Genomic DNA, 4,690 nt, shown 5'->3' with positions numbered 1-4,690 from the left:
TTCTCCAAGCTGAAGCACTTCCGCCGCGTCGCCACCCGTTACGACAAGCTCGCAGCCAACTTCCTCGCCATGATCCAGCTCGCCTCAATGCGGCTGTGGCTGCGCGCTTATGAGTCTACGGCCTAGTTAATCGTTTTGTTAGGCAATACCCACTTTGTCAAGTACTCGTAACATCTAGAGAGGTGGGCTACGAAAAGGCACCGCTGTCCTCTGACGAATATGAAGAATTGGTGCTCGGTGATTTTGATGATTCTGATGTTGAGCAGTACGCGCAAAATTTTGTCCGATTCGTTGGAAAAAAGAAAATAGCTGAAGCGCGGTCATCTGCCAGCCATTTCATGCTTCAGACTAATCATAATGCCAACGATTTGCGAAGAAATCCGCTTATGTTGGGTCTTATGATGTGGATCTTCAATATACGGGATGATGTGCCATCAAATAGACCAGAAATATATCAGGAATGTGCCCGGTTAATGTTCGAACGATGGGATGGCGATCGCAATATATTAGTCGATGTTCCGCAGACGTTCGATAGGCTACAGGTTTTTTCGTATCTGGCATATAAAATATTCGATGATGAAGAGCTGTCTTCTGGTGTAACAGCGAAGTGGATCGAAAAAGAGATAAGGGTTCATCTTAGCGAGGTTCTAGAAAGTTCGCCTCAAGCCCAAGCAGCTTCGCGTGCGCTTGTTAATTTCATAGTTGATCGGTCATGGGTAATGTCTGAGAAGGGTGATAATGTATTTTCATTCACCCATCAGACATTCTTGGAGTTCTTCTTTGCCACATACCTGGATGATCAATACGACACCGTTGATCAGCTTTTCAATGCTCTCGAACCACACATTAGGCTTGACGAGTGGGATGTTGTTTCTCGCCTAGCGATACAAATAAAAACTCATCGGAACCGGCGTCGCCAAGATGAGTGTATCGATCTGATAGTTAGTAGGCTTGAAGACCCTGCAATTTCGGCGCCAGAGCGACGGGCCGTTGCGGGGCATGCTGTGCGCTGCCTCGAATTCTTAATTGGCTCTGAGTCCTCGGTCAGGAGGTTGATAGAGGCATCGATGGACGCACTGTTGCAAAACTATAAAGTAGATAATAGTGAAATGCTGGAGGCCGCGGCTCTATTCTTTGCGGGCGCTAGGGAGCGCCGATCTTTCGTGGCGGGTGTTGTCGAGGAATGGCTAAAGTCGACATTCGAGGCGGGCTCCGATGAAGACCGCGACTTTATTCTTGCTTTTGTGGACGGATATAAAGGAAAATATCTACGCTTTGGCGAAGCCTTGGCACTATGTCGTTCAGTCCCTGCCTCGATGGTTACGCGCTTCCGCGGCTCGATCATGCCAAGGCTCATCGACGAGTCAGCTTCAAATCCGAAAGCAGCGAAGACCCTCTTTGAGTGGACAGGGACGGCGCCTATCGCGTCTATCCGGGCTTTCGGACCGTCCTTCATTCATTACGCCAGGCCGGACTTCTCGGTACAAGTCGATGGGTTCTCCGCCCTGGCGCTTTGCGCATCCGGAGCGTACGCACACCTTTCTAACCAAAGTAACTTTGACAGATCGAAGGCGGAGGCGAACCTTGCTGTTTTAGGGCGGTTTTGGCGCGCCGAGGGATTAGCCAACACTCGACCGTTCCCAGCGAACCCCGACCTCAACAACCCACCAGGAGGAATATGGGCGTCTCTGCTGCGGAGCATGAAAGCTGACGGTGATATCAGGTTGGCGGCCTGCGTCTCGTGCTATCTGGAAATCGACAATCACGGCCGGCGCACCAATGAGGGTTCCGATCATCTTGAGTTGTTGGAAGAATTGGATCGCCAAGAAAAACTATTGAAACGCTCTAAGGATTATGACGCAGCTGAAATGGTAAGAGAAATTAAGCATTGCTGTAACGATTGGCATCAGAACCGCGAGGATTTATGAAATCGACGCTATAATTTATGCACTATTAGTTGATAATGAGCAATATCTCTTGACGGTTGCTTCAGAAATTCTAAAATGTCGCGCGGTGAAGCGTATACTGGCTCCATTTTCACGCCGCCAATTTCGAACTTCACTGGCGTCCCTGGCGACAGGCCTACCCAAACTCGCCTTACCGCGATGAGTCTTACCTGTGGTTGCCAATGAAGCTCTGGCAGCTGCCCTACCGGCTTCGCAGCGCTCCTTGATCCTATTGCGCTCCATATCGGCCATTTGCGCCAGCACGGCGACGATAAGCTCGCCTACACCCTTGGCGATCGGCCCGAGGCCTAGAACGTCTATAACGATGCCCTCGTTGATAAGATCGCGCACGACCTTTTGAACGTCGAGAGCATCCCTCCCCAGACGATCAATTGCAGTGACGCAAATCACGTCACCTTCCCGGACATAGGACTTGAGGGCGGCGAAGCCGGGGCGATCCTCCGCTTTGGTTGCACCTGATATACCTTCGTCGGCGAACTCTTTGTCGAAGCCATCGCCAAGCGCCTTCCGCTGCGCTTCGACGCTCTGGTCACCAGTTGAAACCCGGAAATAGGCAATGCGGCTCATAATCCCTCGCGACTCGCTCAAAAGGTATTACTCATTAATGAGCTAGGCTCATTTGGAGTCAACCTATCTTTTGATCCGAATGAATGGGTGCTCAATCCGGCTGGCTCAAGACTTACAACTTTGGAGCCATTGCCTTCAGGCCCTCTCATTGGCAGGAAGGAACCGCAGCTTGGCAAAATCCGGCTGCGGGGCGTGGTAACCCCTTGTCACTCGGTCTGGTCGAATTCTTCGGCCGGTTGGCTGTCGTCATGTCCAAGGCTTTGCCCAAAAGCGGCAGCGCCTTGACCGAGTGCAAGGTTACCAACGGCCGGCTTTGGTCCGGCTTGCGCCCCTTATCGATGGGGGTGCTATGCGGAATTTCTCAATCGCTTCGGCAGTGATCGCGATACTGACGACAGGCTGTAGCAATCAGCCTTCTACGACGCAATCGAACCCAAGTTCGAACGACATAGCGGAACAGTCGAAAGCGACGCTCCCACACACACCTACTCCGGTGCAAATTGAAACTGCCTGCAAGGATGCCATTGCCAAGCTGTTCGGGCAGCCGGTTTCGATCATGAAGGCGACCGATCAAAACGGCTTCCTTCGAGTGCACTACAATCGCCCCGACGACGGAAAACTGTGGACCAACGATTGCCGTGTCGAGGGCGATCGGATCATCTGGCGCGGCGTTGAGAATGGCGCTCCAGGGCGCTGGCGAAACGGCCCTTATGATGAAACCATCACCTATCAGATTGAAGGCGACAACGTCTCAGTTGAAGTCAGCTACTGACACTCGGCTGCACACTATCCCTTTTTTCGGAGAGCGCTTCGGTGTCAGACATATTTCACTGTCCAGCCTGCCAACGCCCAACGCCAGAGAAAGCTGGGCGCTGCCGTCACTGTTCCGCACCCTTCGCCGCTGACAATGCGAAGGGAGAAGGCCACAAGGGCGGCTGGTGGGATCGAACTTTTGACGATGGTCAGAGCGCCAAATATGGCTGCTTCGGGTGCCTCGGAATGATCGTCATTGGTGTAGGGGCGGCCTCATTCCTATTCAGTAGTCCTAGCGAAACCACGGATAACGACGCCCCGATCGAGGCGGTTCCTGCCGAACGTTCCGGTCCCAATGAAATCGATGTCGTTTCCGTCTGCGACCTAGCCGTAAAATCCACATTGGTATCGGAAAGCTCGTTCGAACCGGCTTGGCGCTGGCAGTTTGCCGTTAACGGAAACACCGCCACTGTCAGGCGCAAATTCGAAGCCACCAATGGTTTCGGGGCGAAGATCACCGCCACCTATCATTGCGAATGGAATGACACCCAACGACGGATCACCGCGTTGCGAGTGCTAGACAGCCTCGGTCAGGAGTCAGTGCTAAGGTAGGAAGTCTTAGAAGAACATGCGACTTTGGAAGCCTATCCTTGTAGATTTTTGGCGCGAATATGCACACACCCTCACACTCAACATGTTTAAGTAAGTTATAAATATGTTTAATTATAAACTTATTTTCTAGTATCAAAATATATATCAGATTAACAGTGATATAAACTTAATTAAACCGGAAATATATTCATTCTAAGTTATAACGTAAAATATCTATGTAATATGATGTTTATATCGGTGATTTCCGATTGTTTTGTATAATTTATATTAAAGCTCACTTTTGGCTCCCCGAAGGGGATAGCCTTAACTTCTCAGAGAATGGAATATCCCCCCCGCACCACTCCGAGCTAAGCCAGATTTAGAATCGAACCATCATTGCTCGGGGTAATGCAGGGGGACTAATCAACTCTTCTCGTCGATTGGGGCGAAGAATTCTAGCTTGACTAAGCAGACCGGCGGAGGCCGTGTTCCGATCCATCAAATTCCTAATCCGCCGCCCTTCGGCGGCCCTCGGTTATCCAACCTTACGGCTGGAAGCACCCCAGATCGCTCTTGCTCTTACTCAACTGGGGCCGGGAGTCGCACCAATGGCGTTGCTCCCGTCCTTTGACAGCTTTTCGAAAGTTCCCTGCGCTTTTGCGCAGCCTTCAGGCGCTAACCGAACCTAGGCCGTGAACCCATAAACTGGGCCCGTCGGACGATGCCTAGCTGATCCCGGACGTCCGTCCGGTTACAAATCGGCTATTGCGTCGTCGAAGCGTGAAGCGAGCTTTAGGAAGTCGTCGCCCCAG

At 51.6% G+C, this 4,690-nt stretch carries 4 protein-coding genes and 1 pseudogene; 4 read left to right on the top strand and 1 reads right to left on the bottom strand.

Going from position 1 to position 4,690, the window contains the following annotated elements; genetic code table 11:
* Together DKB74_RS18470 and DKB74_RS18465 are read left to right on the top strand one after the other, a co-directional pair.
* A pseudogene (locus DKB74_RS18470) lies at positions 1-126 on the top strand (IS5/IS1182 family transposase); the annotation flags it as partial.
* 56 nt (positions 127-182) lie between these two features.
* A complete protein-coding gene (locus DKB74_RS18465) occupies positions 183-1,928 on the top strand; it encodes an NACHT domain-containing protein (RefSeq protein ID WP_145961050.1) in 1,746 nt (581 codons plus the stop codon).
* A 15-nt stretch (positions 1,929-1,943) separates the two neighbouring features.
* Here DKB74_RS18465 and DKB74_RS18460 read toward each other — a convergent pair whose 3' ends face one another.
* Complete coding sequence (locus tag DKB74_RS18460; RefSeq protein ID WP_109809673.1) at positions 1,944-2,534, bottom strand: recombinase family protein; 591 nt, start codon at positions 2,532-2,534, stop codon at positions 1,944-1,946.
* A gap of 349 nt (positions 2,535-2,883) precedes the next feature.
* Between DKB74_RS18460 and DKB74_RS18455 the strand changes: the two genes are divergently transcribed.
* Complete coding sequence (locus DKB74_RS18455; RefSeq protein WP_145961049.1) at positions 2,884-3,306, top strand: hypothetical protein; 423 nt, start codon at positions 2,884-2,886, stop codon at positions 3,304-3,306.
* 227 nt (positions 3,307-3,533) lie between these two features.
* Positions 3,534-3,899, top strand: a complete 366-nt coding sequence (locus tag DKB74_RS18660) for a hypothetical protein (RefSeq protein WP_145961048.1) — start codon at positions 3,534-3,536, stop codon at positions 3,897-3,899.
* Positions 3,900-4,690 lie beyond the last annotated feature (791 nt).

The organism is Stakelama portus (assembly GCF_003171655.1).
GTDB lineage: Bacteria > Pseudomonadota > Alphaproteobacteria > Sphingomonadales > Sphingomonadaceae > Sphingomonas > Sphingomonas portus.
The sequence above is the reverse complement of the archived record's forward strand: the minus strand, read 5'-3'. Positions and strand labels throughout refer to the sequence as shown.

Coding starts and splice junctions, on each gene's coding strand:
- DKB74_RS18455 (WP_145961049.1), top strand. CDS start 2,884: ATGCGGAATTTCTCAATCGCTTCGGCAGTGATCGCGATACTGACGACA.
- DKB74_RS18460 (WP_109809673.1), bottom strand. CDS start 2,534: ATGAGCCGCATTGCCTATTTCCGGGTTTCAACTGGTGACCAGAGCGTC.
- DKB74_RS18660 (WP_145961048.1), top strand. CDS start 3,534: ATGATCGTCATTGGTGTAGGGGCGGCCTCATTCCTATTCAGTAGTCCT.